This window comes from Aeromonas sp. QDB17, assembly GCF_027705305.1.
In the GTDB taxonomy this organism is placed as follows: domain Bacteria; phylum Pseudomonadota; class Gammaproteobacteria; order Enterobacterales; family Aeromonadaceae; genus Aeromonas; species Aeromonas caviae.
This window is the reverse complement of the sequence record NZ_JAPDBP010000002.1, coordinates 125,402-148,279: the sequence shown is the minus strand read 5'-3', so window position 1 is coordinate 148,279 and position 22,878 is coordinate 125,402. Positions and strand designations below refer to the sequence as shown.

Below are 22,878 nucleotides of genomic sequence, written 5' to 3'. Positions count from 1 at the left end.
ACGAATGTTGAAGCATGGCGTGATTCGTTTTTCACTCGTTGCCTGTAGCCTGGCGCTTGCCGGGCTCGCACAGGCCATCGAGCCGGTGCTCAAGGAAAGTGATTTGCCTGTGTTGGCTCAAGAGAGCCAACATGCTACGGCCAGCAAGCGAATTGCCAATCTGTTTACCCGCTCCCACTACAAACAGTTCAAGCTGGACGACGCCTTTTCCTCCGTGATCTTTGACAAGTATCTGGAGAATCTGGACTACAGCCGCAACCTGTTTCTGGCCTCTGACATCAGCCGTTTTGAGAAATATCGTACCGGTTTTGACACCGACCTCGAGCGAGGGCGGCTGGCTCCGGCCTACGAGATGTTCAACCTGAGTCAGCAGCGGCGGTACGAGCGGTTCGAATACGCCCTCAAACTGCTCGACACTCCCTTCGATTTTACCCAGAAAGACAATTACGTCTTCGATCGGGAAGGGGCTCCCTGGCCCAAGGATGAAGCCGAGCTCAACGAGCTGTGGCGTCAGCGGGTCAAGTTCGATGCCCTGAGCCTCAAGCTCAGCGGCAAGGAGTGGCCCGAGATCAAGGAGCTGCTTGGCAAGCGTTACAACAACGCCATCAAGCGGATGTCCCAGACCGAGAGCGAGGACGTGTTCCAGCTCTTCATGAACTCCTTCGCCCGCGCCATCGAACCGCACACCAGCTATCTGTCTCCGCGCAGTGCCGATCGGTTCAACACCGAGATGAACCTCTCGCTGGAGGGGATTGGTGCCGTGCTGCAGGCGGAAGATGACTTCACCGTCATCCGCTCCCTGGTGCCCGGCGGCCCGGCGGCCAAGTCCAATCACCTGAAACCCGATGACAAGATCACCGGGGTGGGGCAGGACGACGGCAAGATTGTGGATGTCATAGGCTGGCGTCTTGACGACGTGGTCGAGCTCATCAAGGGGCCCAAGGGCAGCAAGGTGAAGCTGGAGATCCAGCGCGGCAAGGGCGCGACCGCCAAGACCGAGCTGGTGGAGCTGGTGCGTGACAAGGTGCGTCTGGAAGACAGAGCCGCCAAGTCCAAGGTGATCACCGCCGAGGGCAAGAAGATCGGCGTGCTCGAGATCCCGAGCTTCTACGTCAACCTGCACGACGACGTGATCAAGGAGATCTCCAGCCTCAACAAGCAGAAGATCGACGGCCTCATCGTCGATCTGCGCGGCAACGGTGGCGGTGCCCTGACGGAAGCTTCCGCCCTGAGCGGTCTCTTCTTTGCCGGCGGCCCCGTGGTGCAGATCCGTGATCACATGGGTCGCATCACCGTCAATGGCGACGACGACGGCAATGTCTACTACGGTGGCCCCATGTCGGTGATGATCGACCGCTACAGCGCCTCGGCCTCCGAGATCTTCGCCGCCGCCATGCAGGACTATGGTCGTGCGCTGATCCTCGGCGAAAACTCGTTCGGCAAGGGGACGGTGCAGCAGCATCGCAGCCTCGCCAAGGTCTATGACTTCTACGAGCAGCCGCTGGGTCACGTGCAGTACACCATCGCCAAGTTCTACCGTATCGATGGCGGCAGCACCCAGAACAAGGGAGTTGCTCCCGATATCGCCTTCCCGACCGCAGTGGCGCCGGGTGAGACGGGGGAGAGCCGCGAGTTCAACGCCTTGCCCTGGGACAAGATTGCCTCGGCCAGCTACGAGCGACTGGGGGACTTCTCCAGCCTGCTGCCCAAGCTGAAAGCGGCCCACGAGGCACGGATCACCAAGGATCCGGAATTTGCCTATGTGCTGCAGGACATCAAGGAGTATCAGGCGGACAAGGACAAGAAGTCGGTCTCCCTGAACGAAGCCGAGCGGCTGGCTGAACAGGCCAAACAGGACGAGAAGGCGCTGGCGCGAGCCAACGAGCGGCTGACCCGTCTTGGCAAGCCGACGGTGAAGAGCCTGGATGAACTGCCGACCGATTTCGAGGCACCTGACGAATACCAGGTGGAAGCGGCCAACATCACGGCGGATCTGGCCACCCTCAGCAAGAAGAGCTGATGCTGGCAACGAAATGACAAGGGCGACTCGGGTCGCCCTTTCTTTTGCCTGAATGCAAACTATTTGACCCTGTCCGAGCCTTGTGACAGCCTCTGACACGTCAATAACAAAGCGTGGAAGCACACAATAATGACTGAACAACCTCAGGCCATGACGGCCAAATATCGCCAGGATTACCAGGCTCCCCTCTATTGGTGTGACAGCCTGGATCTCGATTTTCAGCTGCAAGAGCCCCTGACCCGGGTCACCGCCATCTCCCGTTTGCGTCGCAGCGGCGATCACAACGAGCCCCTGGTGCTGGACGGCGAGGGGCTTGACCTTGTCAGTGTCAGTGTGGATGGCGTGCCCTATCAGCAATACGAGCAGGGAGAGAGCAGCCTGACTCTGTTCAACCTGCCGGCCGAGTGCGTGCTGACCGTGGTCACCGACATTGATCCCGCCGCCAACACGGCGCTGGAGGGGCTCTACAAATCCGGCGATGCCTATTGCACCCAGTGCGAGGCCGAGGGCTTTCGTCGTATCACCTATTACATGGACAGGCCGGACATCCTGGCCCGTTACAGTACCCGCATCACCGCCGACAAGGCCAAGTACCCCTATCTGCTCTCCAATGGCAACAAGGTCGCGAGCGGCGATCTGGACGACGGTCGCCACTTCGTGCAGTGGCAGGATCCCTTCCCCAAGCCGAGTTACCTGTTTGCCCTGGTGGCCGGTGACTTCGACGTGGAGCGCAACCACTTCATTACCAAAAGCGGCCGCCAGGTGGCGCTCGAGATCTTCGTGGACAAGGGCAACCTGGACCGCGCCGGTTTCGCCATGGAGAGCCTCATCAACTCCATGCGCTGGGACGAGCAGCGTTTCGGCCTCGAGTATGACCTCGACATCTACATGATCGTGGCGGTGGACTTCTTCAACATGGGAGCCATGGAGAACAAGGGGCTCAACATCTTCAACTCCAAGTTCGTGCTGGCCAACCCGGCCACTGCCACCGATGCGGACTACCACGGCATCGAGCGGGTGATCGGCCACGAATACTTCCACAACTGGACCGGCAACCGCGTCACCTGCCGCGACTGGTTCCAGTTAAGCCTCAAAGAGGGGCTGACGGTGTTTCGGGATCAGGAGTTCTCTTCCGATCTGGGGTCGCGCGGCGTCAACCGCATCAACAACGTGCGCACCGTGCGCGGTCCGCAGTTTGCCGAAGATGCCGGCCCCATGGCCCACCCCATCCGCCCGGATGTGGTGATCGAGATGAACAACTTCTACACCCTGACCGTCTACGAGAAGGGCTCTGAAGTGATCCGCATGATGCACACCCTGCTGGGGGAGGACGCCTTCCAGGCGGGCATGCGCCTCTACTTCGAGCGTCACGACGGCTCTGCTGCCACCTGCGACGACTTCGTGCAGGCGATGGAGGATGCCTCCGGGGTGGATCTTGCTCGTTTCCGCCGCTGGTACAGCCAGTCCGGTACCCCCGAGCTCACCGTGGCCGACGAGTACGATACCGAAAGCGGTGTCTATCGTCTGCACGTGAGCCAGCACACCCCGCCGACCCAGGATCAGCCACAAAAGCTGCCGCTGCATATCCCCCTCGACATCGAGCTCTACGATGCACAGGGTGCCGTCATCCCGCTGCAATACCAAGGCAAGGCCATCGGCAATGTGCTGGACGTGCTGGAAGCACAGCAGACTTTCGAATTCGACCGGGTGCCGGTCAGACCGGTACCCTCCCTGCTGCGGGACTTCTCCGCCCCGGTCAAGCTGCACTATGACTACAGCGACGAGGCCCTGGCCTTCCTGATGCGCCATGCCCGCAACGAGTTTGCCCGCTGGGACGCCGCCCAGATGCTGATCAACAAGGCGGTGATCGACGGGGTTGCCCGGGTCCAGCACGGGCAGAGGGTTGAACTCTCCCACACCCTGCTGGCGGCCTTTGTCGCCATTCTGGACGAGGCTGCACTGGATCCCGCCCTCAAGGCAGAGATCCTGGCCCTGCCGGGGGAGGCGACCCTGGCCGAGCTGTTCGAGGTGGCCGACATCGACGCCATCCACCAGGTGCGCAACGGCATTCAGACCGCATTGGCCCACGCCTTTGGCGACCGCCTGCTGGCGTGCTACGAGAGCCTGCGTCTGCCGGCTTATCAGGTGGTCCATGCCGACATGGCCAAGCGGGCCCTCAAGGGTGTGGTGCTGGGTTATCTGGCGGCGCTGGATGCCGCGAAGGCCGATACTCTGGTGCGCGAGCAGTACGGGGCCGCCGACAACATGACCGACACCCTGGCGGCGCTCCAGGTGGCCAACAGCCATCTGCTGCCGTGCCGCGCTGCGCTCTTGGCCGACTTCGAAGTCAAGTGGGCCCATGATGGCCTGGTACTGGACAACTGGCTGCGGCTGGTGGGGGCCAAGCCGGCCAAGGATGTGCTCCATGACGTGAAGCAGGCGATGGCGCACCCGACCTTCAGCATCCGCAACCCGAACCGGCTGCGGGCGCTCATCGGCAGCTTCGCCATGAGCAACCAGGTGCAGTTCCACGCCGCCGATGGCAGCGGCTATCGCTTCCTGACCGATCTCTTGATCGAGCTCAACGAGGTCAATCCCCAGGTGGCCTCCCGCCTCATCACCCCGCTCATCCAGTTCAAGCGGCTCGATGAGGGGCGCAAGGTGCTGATCCGCACCGAGCTGACCCGTCTGGCCAACCTCGAGGGGCTGGCGCGGGATCTGTTCGAGAAGGTGAGCAAGGCGCTGGCACAGTAAGCGTCACGACGGCGGGCAGGGGAGCCTGGCTCTCCTGCCCGTTTTTCATGGATGACCAGGAGGTGACATGAGGCAATACACTTTTCGGCTCTCCCTTGGCCGCGACGAGATCATGTTGATGTACCAAGGGCAGGTGAACCGCCTGGTGGTACGTACCGAGCAGGGTCTGACCCTGGAGCTGGGGTTGGAGAAAATCCGGCGTTTTGTGTCGGAGAGCGGCGTTCACGGCTACTTTCGACTGAAAACCCAGGACGATCATCGCTTCATTTCCCTGGAACGCATAAATTAACAAAACTTGAACATCAATCCGGGTAAATATCTGCTTTAAGTCACTATCTATCCGGTAAATGGCGCGGCATCCAGTGCGATTTTCTGAATTTTGCCAACTTGGCAAAATTTATCACAACCCAAGCCGTGATCTGTCCCTTGTTTTTAACATCCCGTTATCACCTTTGCTCGCCTTCCTTGATCCAAGCCATTACACTTCGCTGCAACTCTGTACCGGTGGGCATCCTGGGTGGATGTCGCCGTGTCTGTGATGTCGTCCGATAAGGAAACTAGCAATGGCATTGAAAGACGCCCCTACCTCCGTTCTGCTCGAAAACGTTCTCAGTCTGATCCACCAGAAATTGCCGAAAAACAGTGCCTCCCTGGTCGAATGTTTCGTTGCCAAGTTCTACGGCAACATGGCCAGCACTGATCTGCATGACCGCAATGACAGCGATCTCTATGGCGCCGCCCTCAGTCTGTGGAATGCCCTCAACCACCGTACCGGCATCGAGCCCTATATCCGGGTCTACAACCCCGAGCTGACCCGCCACGGATGGCAGTCTCCCCATACCATCGTCGAGATCATCCTGCAGGATTCCCCCTTCCTGGTGGACTCCATCCGCATGGCGCTCAAGCGTCTCAATATCACCGCACACATGATGCTGCACCAGCCGCTGCACCTGATCCGCGGCGAAGGCGGCAAGATTGGCGCCATCCTGGATCTGGACAACACCGCAGAGCAGACCTCGGTGGAAACCGCCTTCCTCATCGAAATCGATCACCTGACCGGTGAAGAGGAGATGGACGCCCTGACTGCCGAGCTCAACTCGGTGGCGCGGGAAGTAGCCCTGGCGGTGGGAGACTGGCAGCCCATGCTGGCGCGCCTGAACGAGATCATCGAGGAGCTGCCCAAACGCAAGAACCCGGTCAGCCAAGCCGAGGTGGACTCCTGCGTCGCCTTCCTCAAATGGGTGGCCGCCCACAACTTCACCCTGATGGGTTATCGTCGCTACGACGTCAAGGCGGTGGAGGGGGATCACGAGATCCTGCCGCAGCCTGAGTCCAGCCTGGGGCTGATGAAGAATTCCATCAAGGACGAAGGCCAGCGCCTCGGCACCATGCCCGCCAGCGCCCGTCACGCTGCCCTCAGTTCCGACCTGCTGATCCTCACCAAGTCCAACAGCAAGTCCCGGGTGCATCGTCCGGCCTATGTGGACTACATCGGCATCAAGCGTTTCGACGAGCACGGCAAGGTGGTGGGAGAGGATCGCTTCATCGGCCTGTATGCCTCCTCCATCTACAACACCAGTGCGACCCAGATCCCCCTCATCAGCCACCGCCTCGAGCGCATCATGGCCGCCTCCGGCTTTGAATCGGGCTCCCATGCCTACAAGGCGCTGCTGAACGTACTGGAAACCTACCCGCGCGACGAGCTGATCCAGGCCCGTGAAGAGGAGCTGCTGGCCACCGGTCTCGGGGTGCTGGAGATGCAGGAGCGGGACATGCTGCGCCTGTTCGTGCGCCGCGACGTCTACGGCCGCTTCTTCTCCTGCATGGTCTATGTCACCAAGGAGCGCTACAACACGGCGCTGCGGGTCAAGACCCAGCAGATTTTGCAGAAATATTTTGGCAGCAGCATCGATGTGGAGTTCAACGTCTACTTCACCGAGGGCGTGCTGGCACGGACCCACTACATAGTGCGGGTCAACAACAACAACGTGGATGTGGATGTGAACGAAGTACAGAACAACCTGATTGAAGCGGCCCGCAGCTGGGATGACCGCCTGGATTCCGTGCTGCTTTCCCACTATGGCGAGGCCCGCGGCAACGAGCTGCGCCGCCGTTTCAGCACCGCCTTCCCCCGCGCCTACAAGGAAGATGTGCTGCCGGGCTCTGCCGTCGCGGACATCATGGCCCTGGATGGATTGAGCGAGGCCGAGCCGCTTGGCATGCTGTTCTACCGCGCCCAGGAGGAGGAGAACGATCGCCGGGTACGCCTCAAGCTGTTCCACCGAAGCGAACCCATCCACCTCTCCGACGTCCTGCCCATGCTGGAAAACATGGGGCTGCGCGTCATCGGCGAGACACCGTATCAGGTACGGACCCCCACCGGCGAGGTGTTCTGGATCCTCGATTTCTCCATGCTGCTGCGCGGTGAGCAACCGTTCGATCTGGAGCAGAGCCAGCAGCGCTTCCAGCAGGCCTTCGCCGCCATCTGGAACAAGACCCTGGAAGATGACGGCTTCAACCGTCTGGTACTGGGGGCCGGCCTCACCGGTCGTCAGGTATCCGTGCTGCGGGCCTATGCCAAATACATGCGCCAGACCGGCGTCTCCTTCAGCCAGTCCTACATCGAGGAGACCCTGACCCGTTATCCGGACATCGCCCAGCTGCTGTTCACTCTGTTCGAACAGCGCCTGGATCCGGCCATCAAGCAGGATGCCAAGGTGCAGGCCAAGCTGCACGAGGAGCTTGCGGCCAAGCTGGATCAAGTCGCCAACCTGGATGACGATCGCATCATTCGCCGTTATGTGGAGATGATCGACGCCACCCTGCGCACCAACTACTACCAGCTGGACAAGGCGGGCAACATCAAGCCCTACATCTCCTTCAAGCTGGCCCCCTCCAGCATCACCGACATGCCGCTGCCGCTGCCCAAGTTCGAGATCTTCGTCTACTCCCCGCGAGTGGAAGGGGTACACCTGCGCTGGGGCAAGGTGGCCCGTGGCGGCCTGCGCTGGTCCGATCGCAAAGAGGACTTCCGCACCGAAGTGCTGGGTCTGGTGAAAGCCCAGCAGGTGAAGAACACCGTCATCGTGCCGGTGGGTGCCAAGGGCGGCTTCTATTGCAAGCAGATGCCAGCGGGAGCGCCCCGTGCCGTCATCCAGGAGGAGGGCAAGGCCTGCTACCGTCTGTTCATCCGCGGCCTGCTCGATGTGACCGACAACATCATCCAGGGCGAGGTGATCCCGCCAAAATCCGTGGTGCGTCACGACGAGGATGACTACTACCTGGTAGTGGCCGCCGACAAGGGCACCGCGACCTTCTCCGACATCGCCAACGAGATAAGCCTCGAATACGGCCACTGGCTCGGCGATGCGTTTGCCTCCGGCGGCTCGGTGGGCTATGACCACAAGAAGATGGGCATCACCGCCCGCGGCGCCTGGGAATCGGTCAAGCGCCACTTCCGTGAGATTGGCATCAACTGCCAGACCACCGACTTCACCTGCGTGGGGATAGGTGACATGGCCGGCGACGTGTTCGGCAACGGCATGCTGCTCTCCGAGCACATCCAGCTGGTGGGCGCCTTCAACCACATGCACATCTTCGTCGACCCGACCCCGGATGCGGCCAGGAGCTTCGTCGAGCGCAAGCGCCTGTTCGAGCTGCCAGGCTCCAGCTGGGATGACTACAACCGTGAACTCATCTCCAAGGGGGGCGGCATCTTCCTGCGCTCTGCCAAGTCCATCAAGCTGAGCCCGGAAATGCAGACCCTGCTCGGCACCGACAAGAGCGGCATGGCCCCGAACGAGCTGATCAAGGCGCTGCTCTGCCTGAACGTCGACCTGCTCTGGAACGGCGGCATCGGCACCTATGTGAAGAGCGCCCGCGAGAGCGACGCCGATGTCGGGGATCGCAGCAACGACGTGCTGCGGGTCAATGGCCGCGATCTGCGTGCCCGCATCGTGGGCGAGGGTGGCAACCTGGGCTTCACCCAGCTTGGCCGGGTGGAGTATGCGAGCCAGGGTGGTCGCATCAACACCGACTTCACCGACAACGTGGGCGGGGTGGATTGCTCCGACAACGAGGTCAACATCAAGATCCTGCTCAACCAGCTGGTGGCCGCCGGGGATCTGACCCTCAAGCAGCGCAACCAGATGCTCTACGAGATGACGGATGCGGTGGCCCAGGTGGTCATCACCAACGCCTACCGCCAGTCACAGTCCATCTCGGTGACCGCCTTCCGTGGTGCCGAGCAGCTGAAAGAGCAGCAGCGCTTCATCCAGGGGCTGGAGCGGGAAGGCAAGCTGGACCGGGCGCTCGAGTTCCTCCCCTCCGACGAGGAGCTCTCCGAGCGGATGGCTGCAGGGCAGGGGTTGACCCGACCCGAGCTGGCGGTGCTGGTGGCTTATGGCAAGATGGTGCTCAAAGAGCAGCTCAATTGCCCGGAAGTGACCGACGAGCCCTTCCTCGCCAACATGCTGGTCACCAGCTTCCCGACCCAGTTGCAGCAGCAATTTGGCGCGGCCCTGGCCCTGCACCCGCTGCGAGGCGAGATCATCGCGACCCGGGTGGCCAACATGCTGGTCAACGACATGGGGCTCAACTTCGCCAGCCGGATGAAGGACGAGACCGGTGCCTCGGTGGCGGAAGTGGCCTGCTGCTTCGCCATGGCCCGGGAAGTGTTCGGCCTCGGCGCCCTGTGGCGTGACATCGAAGGGTGTGACAACAGGGTGGATGCCCAGACCCAGCTCGAGCTGATGTTCTACAGCCGCCGCATCGTGCGCCGCGCCACCCGCTGGTTCCTGCGCGCCCGCAACCGCAGCTGGAGCATCGGCGAGAACATCGCCTTCTTCCGCCCGGCCTTCGAGACCCTGAGTCAGCACCTTTATGAGGTAATGGACGAGAGCGAAGTGGCCGAACACAGCCAGGCGGTCGCCGCCCTGATGGAGAAACAGGTGCCGGAGGCCATCGCCCGTCGCGTGGCCCACATGAGCAGCCTCTTCTCCTGCCTGGATCTGGCGCAGATTGCCGCGGAGCACAAGACCGACATCCTGCGGGTTGCCAACGTCTACTACCGCCTGGGCGCCAAACTGGATCTGCACTGGTTCCTCGAGCAGATCAACCATCAGCCGGTGGGCAATCACTGGCAGGCGATGGCGCGGGCCTCCTTCCGCGAAGATCTGGACTGGCAGCAACGCAGCCTCACCTCCGTGGTACTGGAAGGGTGCAAAGAGCAGGGGGAATGCGCTACCATACTGGCCGACTGGATTTCGGAGCATGAGCAACTCTTGTCCCGTTGGACCCACATGTTGGCCGACTTCAAGACCACGAGCACGCACGAGTTCGCCAAGTTCTCGGTGGCCTTGCGAGAGTTGAACCTGCTCCAGTTGAATTGCCGAACCTCGGCATAACCCCAAAAGCCCCGGCCAGTTGCCGGGGCTTTTTTTAAGGAGCAAGCATGCTGTACCCACTCGCCAGGCATTTCCTGTTCAAACTCAATCCGGAGCAGGCTCACGATCTCTCCATCAAATATTTGCCCCGCCTTCTTGGTACCCCGCTTGATTGTTTCTTCCGCCACTCTCTGCCCAAACGCCCCGTCACCGTCATGGGGCTTAATTTTGCCAATCCGGTGGGGTTGGCCGCCGGTCTGGATAAAGACGGGGAGTGCATCGATGCCTTCGGCGCCATGGGGTTCGGTTTCATCGAGGTCGGTACCGTGACCCCCAGACCCCAGAGCGGCAATGACAAGCCTCGTCTCTTCCGGGTGATCCCGGCCGAGGGGATCATCAATCGCATGGGCTTCAACAACAAGGGCGTCGATCATCTGGTGGCCAAGGTGAAAGAGGCCAAATATCAGGGGGTGATCGGCATCAATATCGGCAAGAACAAGGACACCCCCATCGAGCAGGGCAAGGATGATTACCTTCTCTGCATGGACAAGGTGTATGACCACGCCGGTTATATTGCGGTCAATATTTCCTCACCAAACACCCCGGGTCTGCGTCAATTGCAATATGGCGATGCACTGGATGAACTGCTGGCCGCATTGAAACAGCGTCAACAGGAGCTGGCCGAAAAATATAAAAAGTATGTGCCGCTGGCCGTGAAAATTGCCCCGGATCTGTCACTCGATGAAATAGATCAGGTAGCCGCCTCTTTGATCAAGAACCGTATTGACGGTGTCATCGCCACCAATACCACTCTGGAGCGGGAGATGATATATGACATGCCCCATGCCGCAGAGGCTGGCGGGCTTAGCGGTCGTCCGCTCCAGCACAAGAGCACCGAGGTGATCCGCCACCTGGCCAAGGCCCTCGACGGCGCCCTGCCCATTATCGGTGTGGGTGGTATCGACAGCGCCATGGCGGCTCGGGAAAAACTGGCGGCGGGTGCCAGTCTTGTCCAGATTTACAGCGGCTTTATTTATAAAGGGCCGAGTCTGGTCAAAGAGATCGTTACCCATATTTAAAAAATAACCGGTTGCCCTTATTTAACGTTGCTCAAATTCTCGACATGGAATAAAGTCGAGGGACGGCTTAGATAAGGGCACCACCATGTGTATTCAACCCAATGACAATTGGCAGTGGCATTATGACGCTCAGGATGATCGCCTGATGCTGGATTTGTCCGATCGCATGATATTTGCCACTGAATATAAAGGTCGGCAACTTGTTCCCTGTTCTTTCACCACCCAGCCTTTTTGCGTGGATGATGCCGCCCTCTATTACCAGTTGATGGACAAGGCCGCTGAACTCGACTGGAGTACGCCCCACCAGGTCCAGCTGGTCCTCAATGCCATCGCCGTCAGCCGTTTTTATAAACCCCTGATGCCGCAAAGCTGGTTCTTTCATGAACAGCAGGCTCATGTTATTCCAGAGATGGGATCCCTGGTGTGGATGGATACGCCCCACGGTCGGGGGGAATTCATGGTCATCGAAGCCGGCGATCAGGCGAGCGTTTGCCTGAACCTGACCGACGAGCTGGTGCTGACCAACAGCAAGACGCTGCCGCGCTTTGCCGTGATCAAGGTGATGAATAACCGGATGCAAGCCAGAGTCCGGGCACAGACACAATATCGGGAAGTGGGCTGACGACGGGGCCGTTATATGGCGACGAATAAGTCCGTTATAGGCCTGCTATATTGGTCTGATATTTAAGCGCTCAGTCTCTCTCTTGTTCCATTATTTGTATTTTCTCCTTCGTCTGGTCGTCACGACCGTTTTCTGCCTGGCCCGGGCAAGATTTTCGAATTCTTTACGAATGTGATGGTAGACAACTGCCAGCCAGGGGAGGGATCCTGTCGCCCGCAAGGGGGGGAGGAGAGAGTTTGCCGCACCTCTTGCCGTTTATATGGCGCCTTTGTCCAAGGTTCGAGTGCCGAGTGCGGGCCGATAAGGTATAATGCGGCACTATTTTTATGGCATCCCCGTGAGCGTGATGAAAGAATTTTTTGCAACCTGCCCCAAGGGGCTGGAAAACCTGCTGGCCGTCGAGCTGACCAATCTGGGTGCGGAGCAGGTCCGTGAGACCGTGGCCGGCGTCCACTTCAAGGGCGAACTGGCCATCGGCTACAAGGCCTGTCTGTGGAGCCGTTTCGCCTCCCGTATCGTGCTGGTGCTCTCCGAGTTCCAGATGAACGACGATCTGGACCTCTACCTCGGGGCTCATACCATTCCCTGGGAGGAGCACTTCTCCGGTACCGCCACCATCGCGGTGGACTTTACCGGTACCAACGCCTCCATTCGCAATACCCAGTACGGCGCCCTGAAGATCAAGGACGCCATCGTCGATCGCTTCACCAAGCGCGGTCACGTGCGCCCGGATGTGGACAAGAAGTCTCCGGACATTCGCATCATGGCGCACCTTGGCAAAGGCAAGGCCAATATCACGCTGGACTTGTCAGGCCCGGCGCTGCACCAGCGCTTCTATCGCCAGGGCACCGGCGAGGCGCCCCTCAAAGAGAACCTGGCGGCGGCCATGATTGCCCGCAGTGGCTGGGCCGGCGAGCCCATGATGGACCCCATGTGCGGCTCCGGTACCCTGCTGATTGAAGCGGCCTTCATCGCTGCCGACATGGCGCCTGCGCTGCGCCGCGAGCGCTTTGGTTTCGATCGCTGGCTGCAACACGATGGTGAACTGTGGCAGAGTCTGATGATGGAAGCCCAGGTGCGTGCCAAGCGCGGCATGCAACGCTGCGAGGTGAAGCTGTTCGGTTGCGATGCGGATACCCGGGTCCTGATGAAGGCCCGTGACAACGCCAAGGCCGCCGGCGTGGCCCATCTCATCACCTTCAAGCAGGCCGATGTCACCAAGCTGGAAAACCCGCTGCCGATGCCGGCTGTGGAAGGGGAGAGCCGTCAGGTCGGCATGCTCATCTCCAACCCGCCCTATGGCGAGCGCCTTGGGGAGTTCCCGGCGTTGCTGGAAGTGCATCAGGCCCTTGGCGATGCCCTGCGCCGCGGCTTCCAGGGGTGGAAGGTCACCATTCTCTCCGCCTCTCCCGAACTCCTGAGCTGCCTGCGCCTGCGTGCCGACAAGCAGTATCGCCTGTTCAACGGCGCCCTCGAGTGCCAGCTGCGCAACTATCAGATCGCCCTCGATGCCGTCGCTTCCCAGAAAGAGGTGGCCCAGGACTTTGCCAACCGTCTGCGCAAGAATCTGAAGACCCTCGAGAAATGGGCGAGCAAGGAGAACCTCGATTGCTACCGCCTCTATGACGCCGACTTGCCGGAATACAACGCCGCCATCGACCGCTATCAGGACTATCTGGTGGTACAGGAGTACGCGGCGCCCAAGGACATTCCCGCCCAGAAGACCCGCCAGCGTCTGCTGGACATGGTGCAGGCCGCCATCAAGGTGACCGGCATGGACGGCGAGAAGGTGATCCTGAAGGTGCGCGAGCGCCAGGAAGGCAAACAGCAGTACCAGAAGCTTTCCGAAGAGCAGCACCGGATGGAGGTGCAGGAGTACGGTGCACGCCTCTGGGTCAACCTCTACGACTATCTGGACACCGGCCTCTTCCTCGACCACCGTCAGACCCGCCGCATGTTGGGCCAGATGGCTCGGGGCAAGCGCTTCCTGAACCTTTTTGCCTACACCGGCAGTGCCACCGTGCACGCGGGGCTCGGCGGCGCCCGCGAAACCACCACGGTAGACATGTCGCGCACCTACCTCAACTGGGCCCAGGACAACATGCGCCTCAACTCGCTGGTGGGCCGTGAGCACAAGTTCGTGCAGGCGGACTGCCTGAAGTGGTTGTCGGAAGCCGACGAGCAGTACGACCTCATCTTCATCGATCCGCCCACCTTCTCCAACTCCAAGCGGATGGACGAGAGCTTCGACGTGCAGCGGGATCACCTGCTGTTGATGCAGCACCTCAAGCGCCTGCTCGCGGCGGACGGCACCCTGGTCTTCTCCAACAACAAGCGCCACTTCAAGATGGACTTGGCCGGCCTTGGCGCCATCGGTCTCAAGGCGCAGAACATCACGAACAAGACCCGGCCCAAGGATTTCGAGCGCAACCAGCATATCCACAACTGCTGGATCATCACTCACGCCGAGGCACAAGGCTGATGCTGACCCTGTTTCACACCGACGGCTGCCACCTGTGCGAACAGGCGTGGGCGCTGGTGGAACAGGCCGGGGTGGCCGCGCAGACCCGCCGCTGCGACATCCTGGAGGAGGAGGCCTGGCTCGAGGCTTACCGGGTGCGCATCCCGGTGCTGCAAGACAGTGCCGGCCGGGAGCTGGGCTGGCCCTTCACCCTGGGGGAGCTGCAAGGCTGGCTGGCACAGGGGTGAGCAGGATTTGACGACAAAACGGGGGCAGACTCACGCTGCCGCCCGTTTTTTCATAAGCAACAAGGAACAAACATGGCTCTTTTGACATTGCACGGCGCGTCCCTGTCGTTCAGTGATTTTCCGCTGCTCGACCATGCCGAGCTCACCATAGAGCGGGGCGAGCGCCTCTGTCTGGTGGGTCGCAACGGGGCGGGCAAGTCCACCCTGATGAAGGTGATTGCCAGCGAACTGCCGCTGGACGACGGCCGTCTGGTGTTGCAACAAGATTTGAAAGTGACCCGCCTCGAGCAGGATCCGCCCGCCTCGAGCGAGATCACCGTGTTCGATTACGCCGCAGAAGGGCTGGCCGGGGTAGGGGAGCTGCTCAAGCAGTACCACCATGTCTCCCACGCCCTGGCGCACGACCCTTCCGATGCCAACATTCGCACCATGAGCCAGTTGCAGGAGCAGCTCGACTATCAGAACGGCTGGCAGTACGAGACCCGCATCAATCAGGTGCTGACCCTGCTTGATCTCGACCCTGATGTGACGCTCGACAGTCTGTCTGGCGGCTGGCTGCGCAAGGTGGCTCTGGCCCGCGCCCTGGCGTGTGATCCGGATCTGTTGCTGCTGGACGAGCCGACCAACCACCTGGACATCAATGCCATCAACTGGCTGGAAGAGTTCCTCAAGGACTTTCGCGGCGCCATCGTCTTCATCTCCCACGACCGGGAGTTCATCCACAAGCTGGCGACCCGGATCATCGATCTCGATCGCGGCGTGATCACCTCCTGGCCCGGCAACTACGACGAATATCTGCAAGGCAAGGAGGAGTGGCTGCGGGTCGAGGAGCTGAAAAACGCCGAGTTCGACCGCAAGCTGGCCCAGGAAGAGGTATGGGTGCGCCAGGGGATCAAGGCGCGTCGTACCCGCAACGAGGGACGGGTGCGGGCCCTCAAGGCGATGCGCATGGAGCGCACCCAGCGCCGGGAACTGCAGGGCAAGGCCAAGCTGCAACTGGACGAGGCGGGCCGCTCCGGCAAGCTGGTGTTCGAGACCGAGGGGCTGGGGCTGGACTTTGGTGATCGCACCCTGTTCCAGGGACTGGATCTGCAGGTGCTGCGCGGGGACAAGATTGCTCTGGTGGGCCCCAACGGCTGCGGCAAGTCGACCCTGATCAAGCTGCTGATGGGCCAGCTCGAGGCGAGCCGTGGCTCGGTGCGCCAGGGGACCAACCTGGAAGTGGCCTACTTCGATCAATACCGTGAGCAGCTCGATCCCGAGAAGACGGTGGTGGACAACGTGGGGGAGGGCAAGCAGGAGGTGATGGTTCGCGGCCGCTCCCGCCACATCCTCGGCTATCTGCAGGACTTCCTGTTCGAGCCCAAGCGGGCGCGCACCCCGGTCAAGGCCTTGTCAGGGGGCGAGAAAAACCGTCTACTGTTGGCCAAACTCTTCCTCAAACCCAGTAACTTGTTGATTCTGGATGAACCAACCAACGACCTGGATGTCGAAACGCTGGAATTGCTGGAAGAGCTGCTCACCGATTACCCGGGCACCCTGCTGCTGGTCAGCCATGATCGCCGTTTCATCGACAATACCGTGACCGGCTGCTGGCTGTTTGAAGGGGATGGTCGGATCAGCGATTATGTCGGGGGCTACGCCGACATGATGGCCACACGAGCCCTGCAGGCCGCCCAACAGTCGGCCAAGTTGGCCCCGGTCAAGGTGGCAGAGCCTGTCGCGTCGGCAGCGGAGCCTGCGAAAAAAACACGAAAACTCTCTTACAAGTTGCAACTGGAGCTGGATAATCTGCCAGCCCGGCTGGAACAGTTGGAAATGGAACTCGATGCCCTGCAGGCCGAGATTAACCACCCCGGTTTCTTCTCCCTGCCAGCAGAGCAGACCCAGCCCAAACTGGATGCATTGAATGCGGCAGAGGCCGCATTGGAACACGCCTTCTCCCGTTGGGAGGAGTTGGAAGCGTTGAAACATCAAGACTAAGGAAGTAGATGAAAAAGCAATTATCCATGCTGGCCATCCTGGTCGGCGCCAGCCTCAACGCGCAGGCGGCACAAAGCTCCTTTTTCACCATCGTCGATGACGAAGTCAAAGGCTATGCCAGCGGGATCAGCGGCGATGCCAACGGCCTCATCGGGCTCAACACCAAGAACAACATGGCGGAATACTTCTCCACCGTGCGGTTTGCCGACTTCCTGGTCGATCGTTTCCGTTTCGAGCAGGGCTGCATGCTCTCCAACTCGGTCTGCAACTCCTTCTGGAGCGACAACTCGGGCTTTGCCTACCAGTGGCGTCGCGACTTCCTGGACAAGGTGGATCAACGCAGCAACCTGGGCTACGTGACCAGCTCCGAGGTCGATGGCCTGGTGACGGCCCTCGGGGATGTTCCGGAGGATCGGGTCGGTTACAAGATGAATGGCAAGCTGCGCACCGCCTTTGCCGTGGTCAATGACGGCAACCCGGTCGAGCTCAAGGATGCGGCCAGCACCCACGGCCTGAGCGTCCCCACCTCCATCAAGAAGCTGGACAACGGTCAGTATCTGGTGACCGGTACCGCGGCCAGCGACAAGTATCGCCACAAGGTGGGCGGTGACTTCTACAAGTGGTGTTTCGAGACGGGCAATGACAGCCAGTACGGTGACTTCCGCTACTGCCCCGGGGTCGATACCCAGGCGAGCTTCTGGCTGCTCAACAGCTCGGGCGGGTTCAACAAGCTGATGCAGGCCGGCACCTATGGCCATCAGCGTGACGAGGTGTTGCAAACCGCCTCTGCACTGGGCGTGGCCAAGTACAACGGCACCCTCTACGGCGTGGGCTACAGCTCCACCGGGGAGGTGGGCACTGGTGATCTGGATGGCCGCAACCTCGCCAGCTACTGGACCCTGGATACGGCTGCCGGCACCGTGGGCACCACCAAGATCATCCCGCTGCCGGATGGCGAGCCTGGCAAGGACGATGCCAAGCTGCAACACAGCTGGGCCGTGGCCGTCAACGACAACGGCTACGTGATCGGCAACCAGCGCTATCGCATCAACAAGGGCCAGAACCGCCCGGTGGAGATGTTCCTGTTCAACCTGAGCAAGCCGGGTACGGCGGCCAGCCTTCCTCTCCAGGACAAGCCGGTCTCGGGGGCAGGCTCGGAAGCGGCCGCCATCAACGAGCACAACATGGTGGTTGGCTGGCGCGACTCCCGCCATCAGACCCAACCGGTGGTCAATGGCACCAACCGCATGCAGGAAGCCTTCCTGCTGAACGCGGCCGCCCCAGCCAACAGCTGGTATCTGAACGATCTCATCTGTGGCAAGGATGACGCCGGCAACAAGCAGTGTGCCCAGAACGGCAAGTACTATCACATCGCTTACGCCAGCGGCATCAGCAGCGACGGCACCATTGCCGCGACGGCTTATCGCTATGACAGCGAGAGCGACCTCAACAAACGCGCCAACGCCACCGTGGTCGCCGTCAAACTGACGCCGGCCGTGGCGGATTATCAGGGCAATGCCCCGGCCAGCTATGTGGTCAGCAATGCGCCGGTCAACAACCAGACCGGTCAGGATGGCGGCGAGGGTGGTGGCGGCAGCCTGTTCTGGTTGACTCTGCTGGCGCTGCCCTTTGCCTGGCTGCGTCGCTATCAGCGATAAATAAGTGTCATCAAAAATTAATGCAGTTCAGTATCTTGTGTCACAACCCCTGAATAGCATGGAATTTTTTGTTTGACCCTGCCTCCCCCCTGGGGTAAAGATGAAGGCGACCGGTGAAAAACTGGTCGCTTTTTTTGTTCCACGAAGAGGGTCGTAGATGATGAAGAGACAGAAACGGGACCGTCTGGAGAGAGCTCGCGCTCGTGGTTATCAGGCTGGCGTAGTCGGCAAACAGAAAGAAGCGTGTCCGTACCAGTGCCTGGATGCCAGGGGCCATTGGCTTGGTGGTTGGCGCGATGCCATGGAAGGGCGAGGCTCAGGCCTCTTCATGAAGTAACCGATACTTCATCACTCATTACAAAAGGAAAGGGGCCATCGTGGCCCCTTTACGTTGTCTCTGCTCACCCAGGAGCAGGATCAGAATGCGGTGGTGTCTTTGAACAGGCCCACTTTCAGATCGGTGGCGCTGTAGATGGGGCGACCATCCACTTCCACGACGCCATCGGCAATGCCCATGACCAGTTTGCGGTTGATGACGCGCTTGAAGGTGATTTTGTAGGTGACCTTCTTGGCCGTCGGCAGGATCTGGCCGGTGAACTTGACTTCACCGACACCCAGCGCACGTCCCTTGCCAGGACCCCCTTTCCAGCCCAGGAAGAAGCCGACCAGTTGCCACATGGCATCCAGGCCCAGGCAGCCGGGCATGACGGGATCGCCGGGGAAGTGGCAGTCGAAGAACCAGAGATCCGGCGTGATATCGAGTTCAGCCAGGATTTCACCCTTGCCGTGCTCGCCGCCATGGTCGTTGATCTTGACGATGCGATCCATCATCAGCATGTTGGGGGCGGGCAGCTGGCTGTTACCTTCACCAAATAATTCGCCACGGCTGCAGGCAAGCAGCTCTTCACGGGTAAAGGACTCTTTGCCTTGTTCGCACAGGGAGAGGCGGGGATCAGTGGTGTCGTTATCTAGGGTCACGCTGTTTATCCTTCATATGGGTCAAAGCCGGGCCAATTTAGCTTACAGATGTTCGCTAAACAACTCCGATCACTTCATTTAACGGCCAAGCAGCCGGTCCAGCAGGCTGCGCAGCAGGCCGCCACTCTTGGTGGCCGTGCCATTGAGTTCGTCCAGTCTCTCCTGGATGCGACCAAACAGGGTATCCGGCATGTCCGGTTCGCCAGCAACGCAGCCGGTGAGCAGCTCGATAGCCTCTTCCACGTGATCCACCGGGTGGATGTGGAACTGGCCGGCCTCTACTGCCGCGATCACTTCGTCAGAGAGGTTGAGCTGCTGGGCGTTTGTGCCTGGCAGCAGAATGCCTTGCTTGCCGGTGAGGCCGTGGATCTTGCACACCCGGAAGAAGCCCTCAATCTTCTCGTTCACGCCGCCAACGGCCTGCACATTGCCGAACTGGTCGACCGCACCGGTCACGGCGAAGTGCTGGTAGATGGGCTGGCGGGCGAGGGCGGAGAGCAGGGCACACAGGCCGGTCAGGGAGGCGCTGTCACCATCTATCTCGTGGTATGACTGCTCGAACACCAGGTTGGCCGAGAGCGGCGAGGGGTTCTCTGCGCCGAACTTGTTGGAGAGGTAGCCGTGGATGATCATCATGGCTTTGGCGTGAATGTGCCCGGCGAGCTCCGCCTTGCGCTCGATGTCAGCCACATCGCCATCCCCGAGGTGGACGGTCGCAGTGAGACGTACCGGCTCCCCGAAGTCATAGGGATGGCCGGCCACCTGGATGACGGAAAGGCCGTTGATCTGGCCAACCTCTTCACCGTCGGTCTGCAGCAGGATCTGGCCGTCGATGACACCCTGATCCGATTGCTCCACCAGATAGTTGAGGCGGTAATCCTGCTCTTCCAGAGCGAGCAGGATATGTTCGTCAGTGACGCAGGTCGCTTCCAGCTCGCGGGCCAGACTGTCGGCCATGCGCATGATGGCGCCGAGCTGTACCTCGGAGAGGGATAGCCACTCCTGGTGGTCACACAGGCGGCTGGCATGGCGACAGAGGGCGAGGAGGGCACTTGGGGTGAAATCCAGCAGCGCCCAGCGCGCTCGCAGCCAGGCGAGATATTGCAGGAAGGCGGGGAGATCTTCCTCGATGTTCACTTCGGAGACCAGATCGGCACGCAGGAAGATGCGCTCCGCCATGTCCCTGTCCAACATCTGGAATTCCGCCACGTCCAGCCTGTCACCGACCAGGATCAACTTGAACCGGATGGGGGTCGCCTCCGGGGTGAAGAACGGCGTCAGCGTCTTGCCTTCCTGATAGGCATTCCAGTCCAGCTCGCCTTTTTGCATGGCATTCTTGAGCTTGAACCAGAGATGAGGCTGATCCAGCAGCTCATCAAGCTGAAGTACCAGGTAACCACCGTTGGCTTCCCGCAGCAGACCAGGTTCCAAAAGATGCTGGTTGGCGTAAACGGAGCCTTGTTCCGTCTGATAGTTGATGGAACCGAACAAGGTATCCCAGTTCAGGTCACGGCCGTAGACGACAGGGGCTTGCTGATCCTCATGATGGATCAGCAGGTTGATGAGTACCGGGTGCTGGAACTCGAGGCCCTGGGCGACATGGGCGGCCAGATCGGAGAGGAAATCCACGATCTTGGGGTCGTTGTTCTGTTTGCGGATGATCCGGGTGACCAGCCGCTCGGCGTCGAGATGGTGGCTCATCAGCTTGAGCAGCTCACCGACCATTTCGCAGAACTCGAAACCCGAGCCCGGTTGCAGGCGCAGCCAGATGGGCTTGAAAGGGTTGTTGAGATTCTCGGTATAACAGAGATCGAACAGGTCGCCATCCTTGCCATTCGAAGAGGCGATCAGGGTCTGGCAGACATTCTCGTAATCTGCACCGGGGAAACCGTTGAGGATCATGACCGGGCAGTCACCATCAAAACTGGCCAGCCGTTTGATACCCGAAATCGCTCTGGGTTGCAGGGCGGCAAACGGAATGGGGTCGAGTTCGCCAAGTGTGGGGAACTGCTCAATCGAGAAAGCGGGTTTTAATTGTTCTGATGTTAATTCAGCCACTTAAGACATCCGGTCGGGGATAGGATCAATTGCCACCATTATACACAGTTCGGTTGAGGGTGACAGAATACCAAGATATTCCATTTAACATAATATACATTATGCGCAGTGTCGTATTTTATGAGTCCCAGGGCATGATCAATCAAGGATTGCCTTTAGGTCCCGTGTCTTGGTTATGAGTGCAGTTTTATTGTTCACCATTGGTTATCAGTCATATGTACGGTTCTGGTCGAGCAAGTGGTCCAGCGGCTTGCGGCTGGCACTCTCGTGACGTTCCCGGTTGCCGGTGTGCAGGTACTTGGAGGTGGTGTCGATGCTGTCATGTCCCGCATCGGCTTGTACGTGGGATAAAGGTCGGCCGTGCAGATTGATGTCATGGGTGATACCGGTGTGGCGAATGGAGTGCGGCGTCAGGGTTCGCATTTCAGCGGCATCCTGATCAAAACCGTCTTCTTCGGCAAGGCTTGCGGCCTGTTCAAATACCGCCATTACCAGGTCTCGTAGCTGGCGGATACCCAGATTGGCATAGAGTTCGCCTTGTTCGCGGCCATGGGCCGCCGCCTTGTGGCGTACGAACAGCGGGGCCTGCTCCCCGGGGGCCGGCAGTGGCGAAAGGCCAAGAAAGGTACGATAGCGAGCCAGGGCTTCGAGCAGAGCCTGAGAAACGGCCACGGTGCGCCGTTTACCGCCTTTGCTGCGGGGAATGTCATAACCCCAGACGCCCGTTTTGGCGTCACGTCGAAACTGGCCCATGACGGGGCTGAAACCCGGCCTGGCCGCCACCTCGGAAATCCGCAGATAGCAGGCATACATCAAACAGATGAGAAAGCGGCTGCGCTCATGTTGGGCCGGGCATTCGGCAGCGAGCTGTTCGGCGGCTTGCATCACATAAGACCATTGCAGCTCAGTGAAGGATTGCGCGTCTTCACCAGCCTCCTGGGGGCCCGCACGTTTAACCCGCTGCAGCAGGAGAGCCGGATTGCGATCCATGTACTCCTCCTGAATGAGAAACTGGAAGAAGGCGGACAAAATGGCGAGTTTTGTCTTCATCGCCTGCTCACTCAGTCGATACGGCAGCTCCCGGCCCAGTTCCCGCTTGCCCAGAAACGGACGCCACAGGGGGTTTGGCAACCGTTCCCCCCACTCCTTGTCGAGCACGAACTGGGCGACGTTGCGATAGGCAATCAGTCCGGACGGTGGCGCCTGGCAATAGTCGAGATAGCGCATCATGATGCGCCTGGTGAGATCCCTGGGGCTGATGGCCACCTCGCAAAAACACCAGTGCAAAAAAGTGGTCAGCTCACTGCGATAGGTCTTGTAGTTGTTTTCGCTGTGGCGCTGCTCCAGCAGCCAGTCGACGGCCAGCTCATACACGATCCCCGCGTCGGGGACCTTGCCAAGACTCAGGGTGGCGAGGTACTGGTTGACCTGGGGATTGCCCGCCTCAAGGTGGTCCACGCTATCGAACAGTGGCATGGCGGGTGGAAGTGCTGGATGAGTCATGATGGTGTGTGATGTCGGTTGAATGTTTTGAACGGGGCCGCACCCCCCTGATGCCGATAAATGGGGTTATCGGCATCAGGGGTTGCAGTGCGCCTTGGGGGCAACGACCTGAGGCATCTTGCTGTGATAC

At 60.2% G+C, this 22,878-nt stretch carries 14 protein-coding genes; 11 read left to right on the top strand and 3 right to left on the bottom strand.

Translation table 11 applies throughout. From position 1 onward, the window contains the following. Window positions 1-4 precede the first annotated feature (4 nt). From prc to rmf, 11 genes are all read left to right on the top strand, one after another. Window positions 5-2,020, top strand: coding sequence for a carboxy terminal-processing peptidase (gene prc / locus OKC41_RS02345; protein WP_201893917.1), 2,016 nt, complete (start codon window positions 5-7; stop codon window positions 2,018-2,020). Window positions 2,021-2,149: 129 nt separating this feature from the next. After that, window positions 2,150-4,774 carry an aminopeptidase N gene (gene pepN / locus OKC41_RS02340; protein WP_201893918.1) on the top strand — a complete coding sequence of 875 codons (2,625 nt, stop codon included), beginning with the start codon at window positions 2,150-2,152 and terminating at the stop codon, window positions 4,772-4,774. A 67-nt stretch (window positions 4,775-4,841) separates the two neighbouring features. After that, window positions 4,842-5,063: a DUF2835 family protein gene (locus tag OKC41_RS02335; RefSeq protein WP_010674767.1), complete on the top strand. Its 222-nt coding sequence runs from the start codon at window positions 4,842-4,844 to the stop codon at window positions 5,061-5,063. Window positions 5,064-5,337: 274 nt separating this feature from the next. Further along, entirely contained in the window at window positions 5,338-10,179 is a 4,842-nt protein-coding gene (locus tag OKC41_RS02330; RefSeq protein ID WP_270671684.1) for an NAD-glutamate dehydrogenase, read from the top strand. 47 nt (window positions 10,180-10,226) lie between these two features. Next, entirely contained in the window at window positions 10,227-11,237 is a 1,011-nt protein-coding gene (gene pyrD / locus OKC41_RS02325; RefSeq protein ID WP_039040791.1) for a quinone-dependent dihydroorotate dehydrogenase, read from the top strand. 85 nt (window positions 11,238-11,322) lie between these two features. Continuing rightward, window positions 11,323-11,859, top strand: a complete 537-nt coding sequence (locus tag OKC41_RS02320) for a cell division protein ZapC (protein ID WP_041211431.1) — start codon at window positions 11,323-11,325, stop codon at window positions 11,857-11,859. Between the two features lie 310 nt (window positions 11,860-12,169). Next, entirely contained in the window at window positions 12,170-14,341 is a 2,172-nt protein-coding gene (rlmKL, locus tag OKC41_RS02315) for a bifunctional 23S rRNA (guanine(2069)-N(7))-methyltransferase RlmK/23S rRNA (guanine(2445)-N(2))-methyltransferase RlmL (protein WP_201893930.1), read from the top strand. Then, complete coding sequence (locus OKC41_RS02310; protein WP_042879480.1) at window positions 14,341-14,568, top strand: glutaredoxin family protein; 228 nt, start codon at window positions 14,341-14,343, stop codon at window positions 14,566-14,568. Before rlmKL ends, OKC41_RS02310 begins: the two co-directional genes overlap by 1 nt. Before the next feature lie 72 nt (window positions 14,569-14,640). Beyond that, window positions 14,641-16,551 (top strand): ABC transporter ATP-binding protein, encoded by a 1,911-nt coding sequence (locus OKC41_RS02305; protein WP_201893932.1) that lies wholly within the window; start codon window positions 14,641-14,643, stop codon window positions 16,549-16,551. Between the two features lie 8 nt (window positions 16,552-16,559). After that, window positions 16,560-18,209 carry a DUF3466 family protein gene (locus OKC41_RS02300; RefSeq protein WP_010674760.1) on the top strand — a complete coding sequence of 550 codons (1,650 nt, stop codon included), beginning with the start codon at window positions 16,560-16,562 and terminating at the stop codon, window positions 18,207-18,209. Between the two features lie 160 nt (window positions 18,210-18,369). Continuing rightward, complete coding sequence (rmf, locus tag OKC41_RS02295) at window positions 18,370-18,546, top strand: ribosome modulation factor (protein WP_010674759.1); 177 nt, start codon at window positions 18,370-18,372, stop codon at window positions 18,544-18,546. An 80-nt stretch (window positions 18,547-18,626) separates the two neighbouring features. Here rmf and fabA read toward each other — a convergent pair whose 3' ends face one another. The 3 genes from fabA to OKC41_RS02280 form a co-directional block, all read right to left on the bottom strand. After that, on the bottom strand, window positions 18,627-19,187 hold the full coding sequence (gene fabA, locus OKC41_RS02290) for a 3-hydroxyacyl-[acyl-carrier-protein] dehydratase FabA (RefSeq protein WP_010674758.1): 561 nt from the start codon (window positions 19,185-19,187) through the stop codon (window positions 18,627-18,629). 78 nt (window positions 19,188-19,265) lie between these two features. Further along, entirely contained in the window at window positions 19,266-21,245 is a 1,980-nt protein-coding gene (locus OKC41_RS02285; RefSeq protein WP_041215150.1) for a Lon protease family protein, read from the bottom strand. 207 nt (window positions 21,246-21,452) lie between these two features. Then, window positions 21,453-22,748, bottom strand: coding sequence for a site-specific integrase (locus OKC41_RS02280; RefSeq protein ID WP_270671682.1), 1,296 nt, complete (start codon window positions 22,746-22,748; stop codon window positions 21,453-21,455). Window positions 22,749-22,878: the final 130 nt, after the last annotated feature.

Coding starts and splice junctions, on each gene's coding strand:
- prc (WP_201893917.1), top strand. CDS start 5: ATGTTGAAGCATGGCGTGATTCGTTTTTCACTCGTTGCCTGTAGCCTG.
- pepN (WP_201893918.1), top strand. CDS start 2,150: ATGACTGAACAACCTCAGGCCATGACGGCCAAATATCGCCAGGATTAC.
- OKC41_RS02335 (WP_010674767.1), top strand. CDS start 4,842: ATGAGGCAATACACTTTTCGGCTCTCCCTTGGCCGCGACGAGATCATG.
- OKC41_RS02330 (WP_270671684.1), top strand. CDS start 5,338: ATGGCATTGAAAGACGCCCCTACCTCCGTTCTGCTCGAAAACGTTCTC.
- pyrD (WP_039040791.1), top strand. CDS start 10,227: ATGCTGTACCCACTCGCCAGGCATTTCCTGTTCAAACTCAATCCGGAG.
- OKC41_RS02320 (WP_041211431.1), top strand. CDS start 11,323: ATGTGTATTCAACCCAATGACAATTGGCAGTGGCATTATGACGCTCAG.
- rlmKL (WP_201893930.1), top strand. CDS start 12,170: ATGCGGCACTATTTTTATGGCATCCCCGTGAGCGTGATGAAAGAATTT.
- OKC41_RS02310 (WP_042879480.1), top strand. CDS start 14,341: ATGCTGACCCTGTTTCACACCGACGGCTGCCACCTGTGCGAACAGGCG.
- OKC41_RS02305 (WP_201893932.1), top strand. CDS start 14,641: ATGGCTCTTTTGACATTGCACGGCGCGTCCCTGTCGTTCAGTGATTTT.
- OKC41_RS02300 (WP_010674760.1), top strand. CDS start 16,560: ATGAAAAAGCAATTATCCATGCTGGCCATCCTGGTCGGCGCCAGCCTC.
- rmf (WP_010674759.1), top strand. CDS start 18,370: ATGAAGAGACAGAAACGGGACCGTCTGGAGAGAGCTCGCGCTCGTGGT.
- OKC41_RS02280 (WP_270671682.1), bottom strand. CDS start 22,748: ATGACTCATCCAGCACTTCCACCCGCCATGCCACTGTTCGATAGCGTG.